This window comes from Pedobacter yulinensis (assembly GCF_003029735.1).
Classification (GTDB): domain Bacteria; phylum Bacteroidota; class Bacteroidia; order Sphingobacteriales; family Sphingobacteriaceae; genus Pedobacter; species Pedobacter yulinensis.
On record NZ_KZ686270.1, the window covers coordinates 1 to 16,407 of the forward strand.

The 16,407-nt window shown below is 47.4% G+C and carries 13 protein-coding genes; 6 read left to right on the forward strand and 7 right to left on the reverse strand.

Translation table 11 applies throughout. The features are described from left to right. Nucleotides 1-968: 968 nt before the first annotated feature. The 3 genes from C7T94_RS14530 to C7T94_RS14540 form a co-directional block, all read right to left on the reverse strand. A complete protein-coding gene (locus C7T94_RS14530) occupies nt 969-1,946 on the reverse strand; it encodes a S41 family peptidase (protein WP_107216149.1) in 978 nt (325 codons plus the stop codon). A gap of 909 nt (nt 1,947-2,855) precedes the next feature. Continuing rightward, entirely contained in the window at nt 2,856-3,737 is an 882-nt protein-coding gene (locus C7T94_RS14535) for an aldo/keto reductase (protein WP_107216733.1), read from the reverse strand. A 76-nt stretch (nt 3,738-3,813) separates the two neighbouring features. Further along, entirely contained in the window at nt 3,814-4,374 is a 561-nt protein-coding gene (locus C7T94_RS14540) for a Crp/Fnr family transcriptional regulator (protein ID WP_107216150.1), read from the reverse strand. 244 nt (nt 4,375-4,618) lie between these two features. Between C7T94_RS14540 and C7T94_RS14545 the strand changes: the two genes are divergently transcribed. The 5 genes from C7T94_RS14545 to C7T94_RS14565 all read left to right on the forward strand — a co-directional run bounded on the left by C7T94_RS14545 (nt 4,619) and on the right by C7T94_RS14565 (nt 10,622). Then, on the forward strand, nt 4,619-5,290 hold the full coding sequence (locus C7T94_RS14545) for a TetR/AcrR family transcriptional regulator (protein ID WP_107216151.1): 672 nt from the start codon (nt 4,619-4,621) through the stop codon (nt 5,288-5,290). A gap of 2 nt (nt 5,291-5,292) precedes the next feature. Then, the gene (locus C7T94_RS14550) at nt 5,293-6,954 is read left to right on the forward strand and encodes a peptidase domain-containing ABC transporter (RefSeq protein WP_107216152.1); all 1,662 of its coding nucleotides are present in this window, start codon (nt 5,293-5,295) and stop codon (nt 6,952-6,954) included. Between the two features lie 3 nt (nt 6,955-6,957). Continuing rightward, nucleotides 6,958-8,310 (forward strand): HlyD family secretion protein, encoded by a 1,353-nt coding sequence (locus C7T94_RS14555; protein ID WP_107216153.1) that lies wholly within the window; start codon nt 6,958-6,960, stop codon nt 8,308-8,310. Then, nucleotides 8,307-9,695 carry a TolC family protein gene (locus C7T94_RS14560; RefSeq protein ID WP_107216154.1) on the forward strand — a complete coding sequence of 463 codons (1,389 nt, stop codon included), beginning with the start codon at nt 8,307-8,309 and terminating at the stop codon, nt 9,693-9,695. The genes C7T94_RS14555 and C7T94_RS14560 overlap by 4 nt, the downstream gene beginning before the upstream one ends. Nucleotides 9,696-10,058: 363 nt before the next feature. After that, nucleotides 10,059-10,622, forward strand: coding sequence for a hypothetical protein (locus C7T94_RS14565; RefSeq protein ID WP_107216155.1), 564 nt, complete (start codon nt 10,059-10,061; stop codon nt 10,620-10,622). A 98-nt stretch (nt 10,623-10,720) separates the two neighbouring features. Here C7T94_RS14565 and C7T94_RS14570 read toward each other — a convergent pair whose 3' ends face one another. After that, a complete protein-coding gene (locus C7T94_RS14570) occupies nt 10,721-11,242 on the reverse strand; it encodes a hypothetical protein (protein ID WP_162618710.1) in 522 nt (173 codons plus the stop codon). Between the two features lie 32 nt (nt 11,243-11,274). Beyond that, nucleotides 11,275-11,610, reverse strand: coding sequence for an import component protein (locus C7T94_RS14575; protein WP_107216157.1), 336 nt, complete (start codon nt 11,608-11,610; stop codon nt 11,275-11,277). A gap of 185 nt (nt 11,611-11,795) precedes the next feature. Here C7T94_RS14575 and C7T94_RS14580 point away from each other — a divergent pair, with 185 nt between their 5' ends. Next, a complete protein-coding gene (locus C7T94_RS14580; protein ID WP_107216158.1) occupies nt 11,796-13,727 on the forward strand; it encodes a LuxR C-terminal-related transcriptional regulator in 1,932 nt (643 codons plus the stop codon). 53 nt (nt 13,728-13,780) lie between these two features. On the opposite strand, the gene C7T94_RS14585 is transcribed toward C7T94_RS14580, so the two are convergent. Then, complete coding sequence (locus tag C7T94_RS14585) at nt 13,781-14,368, reverse strand: PAS domain-containing protein (protein ID WP_107216159.1); 588 nt, start codon at nt 14,366-14,368, stop codon at nt 13,781-13,783. Between the two features lie 208 nt (nt 14,369-14,576). Beyond that, nucleotides 14,577-16,367 (reverse strand): RagB/SusD family nutrient uptake outer membrane protein, encoded by a 1,791-nt coding sequence (locus C7T94_RS14590; RefSeq protein ID WP_107216160.1) that lies wholly within the window; start codon nt 16,365-16,367, stop codon nt 14,577-14,579. Nucleotides 16,368-16,407 lie beyond the last annotated feature (40 nt).

Genomic DNA, 16,407 nt, shown 5'->3' on the forward strand with positions numbered 1-16,407 from the left:
TGAAGCCTCTCCCCTTGGGATCACCGCAGCGACGGCCGCAGCAGAGCGGAAGACGGCGCGGAGGTAATCCGGAAATTTACTATATGCGTGACAGAGCGACAGTTTCGTTTTTGATGAAGCCTCCCCCCATCGAGATCACCGCAGCGACGGCCGCAGCAGAGCGGAAGACGGCGCGGAGGTAATCCGGAAATTTACTATATCCGTGACAGCGCGACAGTTTCGTTTTTTGATGAAGCCTCCCCCCATCGGGATCACCGCAGCGACGGCCGCAGCAGAGCGGAAGACGGCGCGGAGGTAATCCGGAAATTTACTATATGCGTGACAGAGCGACAGCTTCGTTTTTTGATGAAGCCTCTCCCCTTGGGATCACCGCAGCGACGGCCGCAGCAGAGCGGAAGACGGCGCGGAGGTAATCCGGAAATTTACTATATCCGTGACAGAGCGACAGCTTCGTTTTTTGATGAAGCCTCTCCCTTGGGATCACCGCAGCAACGGCCGCAGCAGAGCGGAAGACGGCGCGGAGGTAATCCTGACTACATTCATACCAAGCTCAACCTGCTTCTCCTTCCCATTGTAAGTATACCTGTTCGGCAGGCTGCCGGCAAACTGAGACTTAAATTCATCTCAAGAGCAAAACGACTAATTCGTTCATTTACCTTCTGCCCGTCTGTAACAATAGTTCAACGTTGAAGCAAGCTCCTTGAATGATCGACCTACGTTCAATACCATTGAGAAGATAGTGGAATTATATGAGCGACTTCCTGCCCCGGAAAGAGAGAAACTGGATATCTTCAAAAAAATTTAGTTCGTATTGAACGATTGCACTTGCCGCCTGTTGTTTTAGAAGCCATTCAATTTATGCCTTTGATGGTTTTCAGCTGTCGCTAGCAATACAAATATACCGATACCTCATGCCGTCGAAATGCGACTTATAGTTGACATCGTTGCATTCACCGTTCCTTGTTGCTTTATTTACCTGACTTATCAGACAGAATATACTTGACCGTTTCGCTTATTCTGTCTTTAGATTTCAGCTCAATGTCGGGTTTTACGCCAATACCCTCGATGGAAAAACCATCCTTAGTCTTTATTTGACAGGTTGGGATGAACATATAAAAACATTTATCAGATTCGCTTAAACTGGAAATACTCCAGAGCCCAGGATTTCCAGCTCCGGCACTGGTTTGTCCCAATACCGTTCCGCGTTTAGTCTCTTTTGCGGTTAATGCAAAATATTCAGCCGCTGAGGCTGTCTGATCTGATATAAGGATATATAGCGGTATTTTATGATAACGTTCAAAATCCTTACTGTTATAGATTGGTTCACTTGGTTGCCAGCCTGATTCACCCGTGCACCTTTTTATTAAAAGTTTTTGATAATCATTGGATGAATGAAGAATGGAATTCAGATAGGCGCCGCTTTGTCCTCCACCGCCAGGATTTTCAGTCACGTCTATGATTAGTGCGGAACAGCCCTCCAGAAAGTCAAGTGCTTCTTTAATCCTATTAATAGATTTTTCACCATCAATACAAAAGTCCCACTTTAAGTAACCGATATTTTTATTCAGTATCTTAATTTCACTAAATCCTGCGCCGACATTGCTGGCCTCGTCCAGAGTCCGCTTAGCTTGTTCTGCTTTATCAAGGACTATTAAACTAAAATGTTTGTCGTTAGTTTCTGCCCTTAACATCTTAGTGATTTCAGCAGCCGCATTTTCGATAGAAGAGGTATCCAATGAATGGTTCATCAACATACTGTTAAGTTTGGAAATTAGCATTTCTCCTTTGGTTCTGTCAAAGTAGCTTATTGCAATTCTGCCTTGTAATTCGGACACCATATAATTGATATTCCGAGTATTGGAAACTTTCGACTTTACTTCACGTTGGGCCAGAAGTGAAGATGTAGAAGTTAAAATTAATAGTATGAGCAAAGTAAGTTTTTTCATAGTAAGTTGATCTGATCGTAATTACATATCTCAATAAATTTCTGTCGGGGAATAAGCATAGATATTAAGTGAAATACTTACAAAACACTCAAAAAAACCGTGAGACAGGGATGGTTAAGTCGTTTATCGGCAGGCATAAACGCAATATCCTAAATTTATTCATTTAAATATAAATCAAACTTAATCCTAAAAAACCCGGAACGTAACTAATCTTGTCTATCCATCCTGGAACACTATATTTTTTAACTCCCTTTGCCAGTGTGGGAAGGAGCGTTACTACTCGTTTTAGGACAGATTGAATGATACCCTACAGGAAGTCCAAAAGGCTTTAGAATAAAATTTCGTCCCTTGTGGGGAGAAATGTGCCTCGCTTTAAGTGCTTTATAAGTGATATTAAAGTATTCTCTCTTAAACCTGTAAAAGCAATTTATTATTGCTTAATAAGTAGCTGATTAGATTTTATCGAGCTTATGAATGTCCGTCAGCAACTGTTCGACCCCTCTGGCATCTGTTGTTTGATTCTTCCCGCTAAATTGAGTTCCCTTTCATCACAAGATGTGGCTGCCTTCATTGCAAATTATCAAGACCAGGCATACCAGGCGTTTTGAAATAATTTAGCCGGGCTGTGATAAAAGCCATTTTAGACAAGCAAGCGCAAAGCGCATGCATGATACGAATTACCTGATCTGGCAATAACAGACAAGTTCGTGTGTAGTGATCGGGTACAAAACTGGGCGAAGCTTACTCCGATAAACGACAAAACCCAACTCGCGTAAGAAACAGGCTTTATCTTTTCAAAATGCCTGTTTTCTTTTGCTTTCCTCGGATTGACCGCGTGTTGATCTGATGAGGAGTTTAAAGCGGTTTCACTGCTGAATATAAAGAAGAAGTAATTGACAGTAAATGATCCTACCCCAAAAATTCCATATCTTCCTTCGAAAGCTGAATCTCTGCTGCTTTAACATTTTCGCGGAAATGACTCAGTTTTGAGGTGCCGGGAATTGGAAGAATTAGATCGTTATAATGCAGCAGCCAGGCCAGATTGATTTGCGCCGGTGTGGCTCCATATTTTTCGGCGATAACGGAAATCTTATTTTCCTTGTTCGGCAAAGAGCTCTGCAAAGAAAAGAACGGGATCATCGGGATTCCATTTGTAATGCAGGCCTCCATAACCTCCTGCAGTCCCCTGACTTCCTGCCCGTGAACCGTAAAAGATGTACGCTGTTCATAGCCGAACGCGTTTTCAACACTTGCAATTTTCCCCATTCCCAGTGCTTTATTTAATTCGTCTGGGGTTACGTTGCTCAGTCCTACATGCAGGATCTTGCCCTCCCTTTGCAGTTCGAACATCGCAGCCATTGATTCTTCAAAAGGGGTATCAGTGCCAGGCATTACCCGAAAATGAACCAATTGTATCTGCTTCATTTTCAGTGTTTTCAGGTTTCGCTCAATACTTGTCCTTAAATTCTCAGGGCGGTCATATATATTCCAGCTTTTATCTGCGCCACGGCTTGCCCCCACTTTGGTACAGATCACCAGGTTGTCCTGGTAGGGGTATAACGCTTCGGCAATCAGTCGGTTGGCTACGTCTTCGCCGTAATAATCGGCCGTATCCAAAAAATCTACGCCAACAGCCGTTGTTGCCTGCAGTAATTCCAGGGCTTCTGCCCTGTTTGCAGGCTCGCCCCACACCTGTTCGCCGGTAAGCCGCATTGTTCCATAACCAAGCCGTTTCACTGTTAACGGGTTTGCAGTGTTTCTGCCGATTGTGATTGTCTTTGTCGTGTTCATCTTTTGATTTTTTAAGTTGACCATGCAAAGGTGCGGGCATAAAGGCGCAAAGCATTTGCCATTTGGCAAAAAGCATTTAACGGATATTTTTCCTGATCCTGCTTAACGATGATTGTGTAATTCCCAGGTAGGATGCGATATGTGCAAGTGAAACGCGGTTGGCAAGGGTTGGAAACTTTTCCAGAAATGTCAGGTACCGGGTTGTTGCGTCCTCAGACACAAGGGCACTTCTCCTGTCTAATTTTTCCATCAGCGAGCGTTGTAAAATGTTGTTAACGATGCCTTCCCAGCCCACAATCGTATTTGACAGGTCGAGCCAGTGCCTGGCAGAAAAAACAAGCAGTTTACAATCAGTTACGGCCTGAATGTATTCGGTTAGCGGTTCGCCCTGGTATGGGTTTTTAACCAGGTGATTTTCATCGATAAAATACTTGGTGATCTCCTCGCCCCTATTGTCGTAATAGCAGATACGCAACACACCTTCGAGGATATAGGCAACCTGATCAAACGGCTTGCCTGCTTCTACAAAATACGTGTCTTTGGAAAGGCTAACTTCGGTTACATTTTTTAAAACGAGCTCAATTTGCTGTTTGTTTAAATTGCCGAACTGCAGAAAATAGTCGATAAGTTTTTCCATCCGGTGAAGTTATCAATCATTATTCAGGATGTCTTTGCCATTTGGCAAAATCTGCGTGCGGTTAAAGAATCGTCCCGCATACCTACCAGGTCTTACTGTGTCCGAACGCGCAAGGGCTTGGGATCCGGACCTCCTGCAGGCTCACGATGTCAGCAATCGCTAACAAGTGGTTTGACAAAAAAATGAAACTATTCTGTTCATATTTAATAGTAAAGCTATTATTATTGCATGCATATCGTGAATAATGAATAATTTACTTGCAAGCCTCAAAATACAGGTAAACCCGAAAATATACCTGAAAGATCCCGAGACCTCGCAGCTTGGGCGAAAGATCATACGCGAGAGCATCACGCTGATAGACGAAATAGGCTTTGACAGCTTTACCTTCAAAAAGCTTGGCGAGCGCATCGGGTCAAATGAGAGTTCGGTTTACAGGTATTTTGAAAACAAGCACAAGCTCCTGGTTTACCTGTCGTCATGGTATTGGAGCTGGATGGAATACCGCATCGTATTTGCGACAAATAACATTGCCGACCCCCTCGAAAAATTACGCAAGGCAGTGTCGCTGGTGACCGAAAAAATACAGAATAATGAAAGCACCGACTTTATCAATGAGTCTACGCTCAACAGGATCATTATCGTCGAATTTACCAAAACGTTCCTGACCAAAGAGGTGGATGAGGAGAATAAAGCAGGTTTTTTTCTGATCTACAAGCAGGTTGTTAACCGGATCGTTGCTATGATCGGGGAACTAAACCCGCAGTTTCCCTACCCCCGCAGCTTTGCTTCCAGTATTGTAGAAGGCGCGCTGCACCAGCATTTTATCAAAGACCACTTCAAGACCATTACCGATTGCAATGATCAGGTTAGCCCGACCGACTTTTACATGCATCTGATCACTGTGTTAAATAAGTAAACATGACACCTGCCAAACGATTTTTCAGCCTGCTCCGGCTTGACCGAAGAGATGTTTCACAGATCTTTTTCTACGCGCTGTTCGCCGGGCTCATCAGCCTCTCGCTCCCGCTCGGAATACAGGCCATTATCAACTTTATACAAAGCGGCCGGGTAAGCGTTTCATGGATGGTGCTGGTCGTTATTGTGATCGCCGGCGTGGCATTGGTAGGCTTAATGTCGTTAATGCAGCTGCGCATTACGGAAAACCTGCAACAAAAGATCTTCATACGGTCTTCGTTTGAATTTGCATACCGCCTGCCAAAGATACGGTTTGATGAACTGTACAGTAACTTGTATCCGCCCGAGCTGGCCAACCGTTTTTTCGATACGCTAACGATACAAAAAGGGGTGTCTAAGCTGCTGATCGATTTTTCGGCGGCTTTGCTTCAAATAGGCTTCGGAATTATATTACTGTCGTTTTACCATTCATTTTTTATCCTGTTTGGCCTGCTGCTGGTCGGGCTGCTTTACTTAATTTTCAAATTTTCGTATGCACCTGGCCTTGAAACCAGCCTGAATGAATCAAAATACAAGTACCGCGCTGCCGACTGGCTGCAGGAAATAGCCCGAAACAACTCATCTTTCAGGGCTAAGCTTAATTTTGATTTTGCCCTGTCAAAGACTGATCACATTGTCGGTGGTTACCTTACCTACCGCGAAAAGCACTTCGCGGTTATCAGGCGCCAGTTTATCCAGCTGATCGTTTTCAAGATTGTCATCACCGCAGGCCTGCTGCTCATAGGCGGTCTCCTCGTGTTGAACCAGCAGATGAACATCGGGCAGTTTGTGGCAGCTGAGATCATCATCCTTTTAGTCATCAACTCTGTCGAGAAGATCATCCTTGGCCTGGAAAGTTTTTACGATGTACTTACGGCGGTCGAGAAGATTGGCGAGGTAACAGATCTGGATATAGAAAATGAACCTCAATCAACAGCAATCGTTCCCGAAAGTGCCATAACCATCAATGCTGACTCGTTAAAATTCCGCTATCCGGGTGCTGAAAAATACACGCTGAACGGCATTTCAATTACCATTACGCCGGGTGAGAAGATCCTGCTCAAGGGCAAGAATGGAGCAGGAAAAACCACCCTGATCCGCATACTTTCGGGACTGCTTCAGCCAACTTCCGGTACGCTTTCTCTGCATGACGGGACATTTGTGAAGATTGACAGCGCGGCTTACCGGGCAAAAATAGGCCGCATTATTCAGGGCGAAACACCATTTGAAGGAACTATTTTGGAAAATATCACCTTCAACGATCCTGCAATACAACCGGAAGATTTGAAATGGGCGCTCGACGCCGTGCAGCTAACGCAATTCATCAAGTCCCTGCCCGACGGTTTAAACACCAGAATATTCCCTGAAGGAAAACAACTTTCATCGTCTAATGCGCAGAAAATACTCCTGGCACGGAACATTGTACGAAAACCGGCTATTCTTTTTTTTGAAGACCCGACAGACCGTATGGATAAGGATGCCGCTACAGCACTGATTGATTTTATTTTCTTGCCCGAAAACCCCTGGACGGTGATCGTGTCATCGGCGAACGCGCATTGGCAGGCCAGGGCAACCCGGCAGATCACAATGGAAAACGGAACGATCATTCACGACACAAAACAGTAAGCCATGCTAAATATTTCCAATAATAAAAAAGCCCGGCTTGAAACGTTACAGCATTTCGAGGCCATCCGGCAGCTTTCGAACCGGCCGCATTACAAAATACTGAACCGGATCATACTCGGCCTCTGCCTGCTGGGCTTGCTGATACTGTTCCTGCCCTGGACGCAGAATATCTCGGGCACAGGCGCAGTTACGACACTAAAACCCAACCAGCGACCGCAAACCATACATACCGCTATTGCCGGACGGATCGAAAAATGGCATGTACAGGAGGGCGATTATGTAGAAAAAGGCGATACCATATTGTTTATCTCAGAAATAAAAGAAGATTACTTTGACCCCAACCTCGTTACCAATACGAAACAACAGGTAGACGCAAAGAAAAATGCCGTAAAATCTTACGGCAATAAAGTGCAGTCACTTGAGTCTCAGATGAGTGCTCTATCAAGTGAGCAGCGCCTGAAGATACAACAGGCGAACAACAAAATACGTCAGGCTGTTCTCAAAGTTAAAAGTGACAGCATGGACCTCGAGGCTGTAAAGACCCAGCTGAAGATTGCCACCACGCAATTTGACAGGGCGGTGCAGCTTAACAAGGAAGGGCTTAAACCGCTTACCGATGTGGAAGAAAAGCGGCTCAAGCTGCAGGACGCACAAGCTAAGATACTGACGCAGGAAAACAAGCTTCTCGCCGCCCGGAATGACCTTATTAATGCTGAGGTCGAAATCGGACGAATAACCGCAGAATACAACGAAAAAATTGCAAAATCCAACAGCGATAAATTTACAGCGTTGAGCAGCCAGTTCGACACCGAAGCGCAGCTAAACAAACTGGAAAACCAGTATGTGAATTACAGCATCCGAAATGGCATGTATTATATCAAAGCCCCCCAAAGCGGCTATATAAACCGCGCGTTGCAGTCAGGAATCGGGGAAACGGTCAAAGAGGGCGCCCCGGTGGTCAGCATCATGCCTGCAAGTTATGAAATCGCCGTCGAAACCTACGTAAGGCCGATCGATCTTCCGCTGCTGAAAAAAGGTGATGAAATACGGGTCTGGTTCGATGGTTGGCCTACCATTGTATTTTCAGGATGGCCCGGCATGTCATATGGCACTTTTGGCGGCCGGATCGTTGCGATCGAAAATTTTATCAGCCCAAATGGCAAGTACAGGGTATTGATTGCTCCCGATAAAAAAGATGCACCATGGCCAAAGCAGCTTAGCATCGGTGCAGGCGCACAAACGATCGCATTGTTAGAAACCGTTCCGGTTTGGTTTGAGGTCTGGCGTACGTTGAACGGCTTTCCGCCAAACTATTACCAGGCTACACAGAAAAAAGAAACCGCGAAAGGCGAATGAAACCCCTAATTTATATCGTCATATTTCTGATCTGGGCAACTGATGCAGTGGCGCAGCCGCACTTGCCCGCGCAGCTGAGTTTTGCCGAGTACCTGGGTTACGTTAAGAAGTACCATCCCCTGACGCGGCAGGCTAATCTCACAATCAGCCGTTCAGAAGCTGAGCTGATGACAGCCCGCGGCGGTTTTGATCCTAAAATAGCAGTCGACTACGACAAAAAAGAATTCAAGGGAACCAACTACTATTCCTTACTAAACAGCAGCTTCAAAATTCCCACCTGGTATGGCATTGAGGTTAAGGCTGCGTTCGACAACAGCCGAGGTGACTATGTGAATCCGCAGAACATGACCCCTAGCAACGGTCTTGCTTCTGTGGGGATCACTGTGCCCCTTGCGCAGGGATTGCTCGTGAACAAAAGAATGGCTGACCTGCGAATGGCCAGGGTACAGGTACGGCTGAGCGTTGCAGAACAGAAGCTGCAGGCTACCGAGGCCATCTACGCTGCCTCCCTTGCTTACTTTGGCTGGAAGCGTGCTTTCGAAGAGGTAAAATTATACCAGACGTATCTTGAGTTTGCGCGGGTAAGGTATACTGGCATCACAAAACTTATACAGGCAGGCGACAAACCTGCTATTGATAGCATTGAAGCGGGAATACTGGTAAAATCGCGCAGGTTGAGTCTTGCTGATGCGCAACTGAAGCTGACCAAGGCGCGGCTTGAACTGTCAAACTATCTGTGGATTGAAAACGTGCCCGTAGAGTTGGCGGAAAATATCGTTCCGGAAGAAAACGCCGTTCAAACAGCATCAAAAAGCCTGAACCTTACCGATGCAACAGCCTTGCTGCAACTTGAGCAGCATCCCAAAATGCAATCGCTGCAGGGCAAGATCGACCTTTTGGAGATAGAGCGCCGGTATAAAGCAAACCTCCTCCTCCCCAAGGTAGATTTGAGCTACAACTACCTGTCTGAGCCGTCGTATTTTGACCGGTATCGATTCGAGGATTATAAACTTGGTATCAACTTCAGCCTTCCGCTGTTCTTGAGAAAAGAACGGGGCGGCCTCAGGCTGGTAAAGCTTAAAATACAGGACGGACAACTGGATCTTGACCTGACACGTGTTGCATTGAAAAATAAAATACTGGCGCAGCAAGCTGAAATTGATTCGCTTAAAACCCAGCGGCTCACCGCATCAGATCTTGTAAAAGATTATACAACCATGCTGTCATCCGAAGACCGCTTGTTTTCGTTCGGTGAAAGCTCACTGTTTCTCATAAATTCCCGTGAAAACAATGTAATCAGCAGCAGGCTGTCTGAAATCAGCATTGAGAACAGGTTGCTGATTTCAATTGCGGAGCTTTTCAGAACATTAAGCGATCCAAAATAACGTCATCTTGGTTCAGTATGCCATTCAGCTAAAATCTAGGCGGGAATAGCCACCGCGCCCCAACTCGGGCAATGACATGCTACCGATTGTACGACCTACTAAACTGCAAAACGACTTTAAAGCTACATGCCGGCCGCTGAAGGGATCTCTTCGATCATGTATTTGCCGTTTGAGACAAGTTATCGTCAGCCGGCTTCAGAGATCGATAATCTGCCCGCGGCTCCTCCCGAGCCGGACCAGTCGCTGAGGCATAAACCAGGCGTGAAATATGTGCAGCTATATTGTCCGATCCGGGCAATTATCTATCTTAGGGTGTTGCTGACGCTTTCAGCAAGCCAACACTAAACCATATAAGGCGACGACTTGAAGAAAAATTTGCTGGCCATTGCGCTGCTTGGCATGGCGTTTACCGCCAAATCACAACATACCAGTGTTGAAAAATCCGTATTCGGCATCCAAACCGGCTTTCTCGGTGTCTGGGCACATCATGAGGCAAAACTCTCCGGCCAGATCGCATTGCGGAGCGAACTTGGCTTTGACAGTGATCTTTGGGGTGGCTCCTTTTATGAGAAAACAGGTTTTGCAATGACGCCGGTTCTTGCCGCTGAGCCGCGCTGGTACTATAACCTGGACAGAAGAGCAAGAAAAGCAAAACTTACAGACGGAAACACCGGAAATTACCTGTCGCTGAAAACGCGTTTCAACCCTGATTGGTTGGTCATTTCCAATTATGACGACGTGATTGTGATCAGCGCGATCGCTGTCATACCCAGCTGGGGGATTAGAAGAAGTATCGGGAAACATTTTAACTATGAAACAGGCTTCGGTGTCGGCTATGCCTATTCCTTTTCCAAACAAGCGGGTTTCGAAAAGAATGAAAGCCTCGTAGAGGTAGACCTGCAACTACGCATTGGTTACCGGTTTTAGCCCGGTTGCGAAGCCGTCGCCAACGGCCTGTCGTCCTGCCAAACAGAACACATCAGCCGGCCAGCGGCTGATGTGCGTTGAGTGGGCGAAATTCAGGGCTATTTCTGGAAAGGTATTCCATCGATTGACAGCTCATTGCAGCTGATTGACAAGACCGCGCTTCCGTACTGCTCGCTATATGCTATTCCGGCAAACTGATCTGAATAAGTGTACAGCCGGCCACCTTTAAACCTGATGGTCCGCTGCGGATTTTTACCGAAACTATCTGTCACAGTAATTGAGCCGTCGAACAATGCATCGGGGGCAGCCAGGATGCGAAGCAGCTCGGGCTGAACGGTTTTGGCTTCCATAGATAGGTAGAACGAATCGTTCGCACTTGCGGGCCTTGCGGTTGCAGGCGTTTTTACCGCAGCGCTGTCTTTGCTGACTGCCCTGGTGTCTGCAGGCACCTCTTCCGGCGGGTAACGCGTTATCGACGTATTTACCGAATTGAGTTCGGTCGATACCGTTTTTCCTTTATATATTATTTGCATTTGAAGCGTGTTCCGGCGCTCCGACGACTGGGCAAATGCAGTTGACCAGCCCGCGGTCAGCACAAGCAAAATCACAATCTGTTTCATTATCCAGGTGTTTGGTGATCGGAACGCAGCCATCAGGAGCGCAAAAAATCAAATTTGCCTTCAAACATTTTGCCGACCACCGGCAAGGGTTTCCTGGCTTCATTGTTCGCAGCAATGATACCAAGTAACAGCAGCACGAACGTGCCAAGGCTAACAACGATCGAAACGATGTAAGCCGGCGGTACCAGCGACACAAGAATCGAGGAAGCTATTCCAAGTACCAGTGACAAGATAATCAGCCCGAGAGACTGCTCAAGGTGGTAGCTTACCAACGTGTCTTTGTCTGTTCTTTTCTTAAATTCAAGGTAGGAAATGATCCACCCGATGATGGTGACATAGGCCAGGATAGCCAGCGTTTTGTTTTTCATAACATTTAATTCTGGTGAAGTAGATGACACAAAATTCTGCGACTTTGCTTACAGGTCCAAACAATTGGCGACTACAAGGTGTCTACAGCTTGGAAAATGCGAGACACAAAGCGTCTACAAGACAACCCAATCGTTTAGTTACCAGTTAAATAAGCCAAACAAAAACACGCATAAAATTTAACTTAATGATTTCAAAACCACGTGTATCCTGTATAATTTTCCTTCTTTTGTTATTGTTCCGGCCGGAGTTGAAAGCACAGCAGCAGACACTCGACTCACTGAAACGGGTCATAAGGGCCGCTTCTGCCGTTGATAAGCCCATTAAAATGGCTATGCTTGCCCGTGCAACCAATGAAAGTAATCCCCGCTCAGCGCACCGGACGGCACAACAGGCCCTTGCCCTGGCAAGACAGCAGAAAAATCCAGACGCGCTCGCATTTTGTTACGCCACGGCAGGTTATATCGCCATGCAGCAGAAACACCCTGGAAAGGCCAGGGCATGGATAGACAGCGCCATGTTGCTCGCGCAGAAAAGTAAAAATGATGTGATCAGATCCTACGCATGGCTGCGCAAAGGTTGGCTCGAATTGGTAAACGGCAACAATGATCAGTCCATGACTGCACTACTCAAAGGCGCACAGCTGGCAGAGCAGGTCAACAGTCCGCAGGCATTCAGCCAGCAATCGTTGATTCACCATTACATATCCAGCATCTACGCCTATGGCAGCGACACGGCCAAACAGCGTCGTTACGCCATAAAATGTCTGGCCACCGCGTTTCGCAGCGGCTCTCCCGACGATATTCAGATTGGCATGATGACGGTAGCACACAGCTTTTTCTCAAAATTTGAACGCGACGTTTCACAGCGCAGGTGGCTCGACAGCTCGAAACTGGCTTACCGCAACGCAATGGACTACTACGAGCGGAACAAGGCGAAAATTTACATCCAAACCAATGCCTCGGTCACTGCCTTAAATCTGGCAAACATCTATTTTAAGTACCACCCAAGGCCATACCGCGACAGTGCGCATGTGTATATTAACAGCGCGCTTGAGATCGCCCGCCGCACAAAAGGACATGAGGTGATAGCCAATTGTTATGGCATGTTAAGCGAATATGCCCTTATGGCCAGGCAATATAACCAGGCCGAACAATACCTTTTAAAAGGGCTGACCGAACTGGAACCCATTTCTTCGGGCGCAGACCTGACCCGTTCCAGGCTGATGCAGGGCCTTTCGCGAATCGCCGAGCAGGCGGGCCGATATGACCGCGCACTGGCGTATTACAAAAAATACCAGGATTACTACACCAAAGTCTTCGACGCAGAAAAGCTTACCACCATTCAGCGCATGGAAGCTGAATTTCATGCAAGCCGCCAGCAGGATGAAATAGCGCGGCTGCAGGAACTTGACAAATTAAACCGGCGATCTTTCTGGCTCTACCTGGGCATTGGCTCTGCCGGCCTTCTCGTGCTCGGGTTTCTGTTGCTGTCCTATCATTATAAATTGAAGGCAGCCAAAAGACAGGAACAACTTGTCGAACAGCAGATGCAGCAGGCGGCTTTGCAACTAAAGCTGCACCAGACAGAAGCAGACCGCCTTGCCCTCGAAAAACAGGAGGCTGAACTAAAAATATCGCTTAAAGAACAGGAACGGGAGCGTTTGCAGGCACAGCAGGAACTCCTGCAGGACCGAACACAGTGGCTGGAAAGACAACTCATTGCAGGCGTGCTCAAAATTGAAGAGAAAAACGCCATCCTGGACGCCTTAAGACAGCGCACACAACAAACCGACAATCAGGTCACCGCCCGCCAGATCGATCAGATCGTGAGCCAGAACCAGCGGCTGGACGAACAACAGTATGAGCTGAGCCAGATGCATCCTGATTTTTTCAACCAGCTGCAGCAAAAAGCCGGGAACAGCCTGACGAAACTGGACCTTAAATACTGTTCTTACATTTTAATGGGATTGGAAACCAAAGAAATCGCCATGAGGCTGGGCGTTGAGCCGAAAAGCATCAGGATGGCGAAATACCGGCTAAAGCAAAAACTTGGCCTTGGCAAGGAAGAAAACCTGGACGTTTTTATCCAGTCATTTCAAAAACCAGGCAGGTCCTGAAGCGCCCGCTTCGTCAAGATCGGAACAGTAACACCTTTTTTAAATAAAACCCGTCAGGCACTTTTTTTCGAAATTTCCCGGATTACCTGGTCCAGTTCGCCGGCGCTTTGTTTCAGCATCTGTGCAACTTCAGGATGCGCCTGCTCATTGCCGGTATCAGCCAGGAGATCGGTCAGCGCGAGAATGTTTGCAAGAGGCTTACGCACTTTATGCGACTGGATAAACCCAATTTCATCCAGTTGGGAGGAAGCCTTGTCCAGCCGGTCTTTTACCTCGACAAATTCCGTAATGTTGTACCCGATGCAGAAAATGCCTGCAGGCTCGTTGCGTTCGTCAAAGAAAGCCTGCATTTCCCATTGCGTGACAACATAACCTCCCCTGCCATCATGTTTTCTAAGTGTGGCGGCGAAAAGCCGCGAGGAATCCCGGAAACATTGGGCACCCACCTCTTCACAAATGCGCACATCTTCGGGGTGTAAGGTTACCTGGAAATCTTTTCCAAGCAGGGTGCCACGGTTAAACGCGAATTTCCGATCATAATTCGGGCTGACATACGAATACCTGCCATCCAGATCTATTGAAATGGTATAAAAGAAATTAGAGGTTTGTAAAAAGCTGTTAACTCCAGCGAAGTTTTCCATAAATACGGGAATTGAATGGTCCGGCTGCTACGACCAGGGAAATCTCCGCACAGCTACAGCATCCAACAGCCGGCTCCTGCAATTGTTTTGTCCGCGAGTAACTCCGTAGGCCGGGGCGGGCACGGCACCACCATTCCGGCTTGAAGAAACATCGTTTTCCGGTTAAAAAACTGCCGCCCGTTGCACCGGCGGCAGTTTCAGGCTTTCTCTATTTCCAGCCTGGGTTCTGCGTAATTTTAGGGTTCAGCACGATCTGGTTTGATGGGATCGGGTATAGGTAATAATGCTCAGGGAATGGTCCCGGCGGTACGCCCAGGTAAGATATGTAACCGGCGCTTGCGCCGTTTTGGATCGGTATGATGCTGTTGGCCGGCACATCGGTCCCTTTGGTTATATATCTGCCCAGTTTTTCCCTGACCGCATATTCCATTTTTTTCCACCGGCGCAGGTCATCAAATCTGAAGCCTTCGCCGATCAGTTCAATTGAACGTTCCCTTCTGATTTCCCACAACACCGGGTTAACCGCCTGATCTCTTGTCGGGTCATTTGGTATGTTCGTCACATTTAACGGCGCCACAGCACCCCTTGCACGCAACTTATTAACAGTAGCATCTGCTACGGCCTGGTTAAAAAGCCCCAGCTCGTAAGCAGCTTCGGCATGGTTGGCCAGTACTTCACCCATTCTGAAGATCGGGCTGTCGCTGATGTCCTGCCCCTGGGCATCCTGTACCTGCTGGTTGTAGTATTTGTAAAATCTATACCCGGTATAAGTTACCGAATAAGGTTGTCCGTTGGGAAAATCCACATAATGGGGTTCCTGCCGCACTACAAAGCCGTTCCAGTTGCGCGTGGGCAGGGTTTTGTGCGTAGGATCGGATATTGCCCGCATGATGCCGAAGTAAGAGGTATCGACCGGGTTAGATGTGTATGTAAAGTTGAGGCTTGGCGGCGTGGTTACCACAGTGAATGGTGGCGGCACACAGTAGTATAACCGCCTGTCGCGGTTTCTGAACTCCGTAAATGCAGACTTGTCGCCCTGAAACAGCGGACTTGTAAAGCGCGTCTGCCCGTCGGTCATCAGGAACATGTCTGCCGCGGCCTTGGTCAGGTCATACCGGCCGGATGAATTTCTGTTCTGGGTTGACAAACCATGCGTAACCTGGTTGGCCACGTAGGCTTTGTACAAGATAATGCCCGGCACGCCTGCCAGCGAGACGCTGTTAAAGTCGAGGTCATAATTCGGGTTTAAGGCCGGGAAAGAGACCATCAGCTTGGCCGATGCGTCGAAACTGGCCTGCAAATATGTATTCGCGCCAGCCAGGTTATGGTACTTGCGCCAGGTACCTTCCCTCAGGCCAAACCTGGATAGAAGTGCCCTGACCACATGAACATTCACCGTATTTTCGCCATCGCCGTTTTTAAGGTTTGCCTCGGCATACTGCAGATCTTTGAGAATGTTGGCGGCAACGACGTCGCGCGGCGTGTGTGCTACAAGCAGCTCTTCAGACTGGTCGTTAAGCGGCTTGTCTACATACGGCACATCGCCGTACAGGTTGATCAGGTTCGTATAGTTATAGGCCCTGAAAAAATAGCCTATGCAACGCCAGTGCACACGATCAACCTCATTCAGAGATGATTTGTCTATGTAATCAAGCATAAGATTGACCGTTCTGAGGTTGGCATAGGGCCTGGAATAGGAGTTTGCCGCGGTCGGTATAGTTACCTGCTGCCAAATCCACTGCGACTGCCCGTTCGGGTTGGCCAGCGCAAGCAAGTCACTGTTCAGATCATTGTCAAGCATTTCATTTGTGTAACCATTAAAGGCATTGTAGAACTGCCAGGAGTAAGTTAAGAATCCGTTGTAGTCAGACAGGATATTCTCCAGCGTTAACTGGCCTTCCGGTTTAAGATCGAGGGTATTGCAGCTCATGACTGCGGCTATTGCGCCGCCGCACAGCAAGCGTTTGATCGATGATATAGAGAAAAAATTGGTTTTCATGATATTTTTAAGGTTTAGCCTCTTTTGAAAATCTGTTCGG